1 protein-coding gene is annotated in these 1,178 nt (G+C 34.5%); it reads left to right on the forward strand.

The genetic code is table 11. The features are described from left to right. Positions 1-125: 125 nt before the first annotated feature. Entirely contained in the window at positions 126-1,157 is a 1,032-nt protein-coding gene (locus HGC4_RS13210; protein WP_050710614.1) for a TQO small subunit DoxD, read from the forward strand. Positions 1,158-1,178: the final 21 nt, after the last annotated feature.

Here is a 1,178-nt window from a genome sequence, read left to right on the forward strand (position 1 = left end):
GTTTATTCTTCATCGGCGACTAATTATTTAAATTACAATTAAGTTTAATTTTATCAATACAGACTAACATTCTTAGTTAATCTGCAATAATGCTGTTTATATAAAACTTAATATTTTAAATAATTATGACACAAAATAATAATAAAGGGATGCTACAAGCATACTCTTTAGCAGGTAGCTTTGCTTTAGCCTTACGATTAGTAGTTGGATGGACATACTTTTCTGCTTTCTGGAGAAGATTAATCCTTGAAAATAAATTAAATCCAGAAGAAGCTGGATATATAGGAGAGAAATTCAATCACTTTCTACCAAACGCTTTAGGAATAAAGCCAATGATTGAATATTTAGTTTCCAACCCCGAATCCCTCTGGTGGGCTATGGCTGCCTTCACAATAATAGAAGGGATAGTTGGCTTACTTATTATGTTAGGAATATTCACCCGATTAATGAGTGTAGGTGTACTTGCATTAGCTACCGGAATATTACTTGGATCGGGTTGGTTAGGTACAACTTGTCTAGATGAATGGCAGATAGGCATACTTGGCATGGCTACAGGATTCACACTACTTCTTACTGGTGGAGGAAAATATTCTCTAGATAATTATCTTCTCAAAAAACATAAAATCAGTAACACCAAATGGTTTCCATGGGTAGCTTCCGGAATATTACCTATTCGCGAGAAGCTATTGAATAAAGTAATTATTGGAGGATCCGCTATTATTTTATTTATGACTCTCTTTACGAACCAATACTTTCACAATGGTGTTTGGGGACCATTACATAACAAATCGGTAAAGCCTATCGTTGAAATATCGGATGCAAGCCTCAATAATGAAGGATTGACGTTTACGGTATTCAGGACAGAAGGGGCTGATGTTTATGGTTCATTCTTGATAGGCATCACACTAAAGGATGTGAACGGAAATATTATATTAAATCAAGAAGGTAAAGAATTATCTCAATTCCCTACAACAGATATAGAGAACAGATATGTGGCAAAGGTAAAACCCGGCAAACACAGCTTAATTATACCTCTAGGTAGTAAAGCTGAATTGACAATAAAGGACGAGAATATTCAGAACCTAAGTAAGGGTGAATACAATCTAATATTGACTGATATAAGTGGAATAACCTGGACTAAGACTATTATCTTTTAAGAAAAAAAGCAGAGGTAGAAA

This window comes from Dysgonomonas sp. HGC4 (genome assembly GCF_001261715.1).
Classification (GTDB): Bacteria; Bacteroidota; Bacteroidia; order Bacteroidales; family Dysgonomonadaceae; genus Dysgonomonas_A.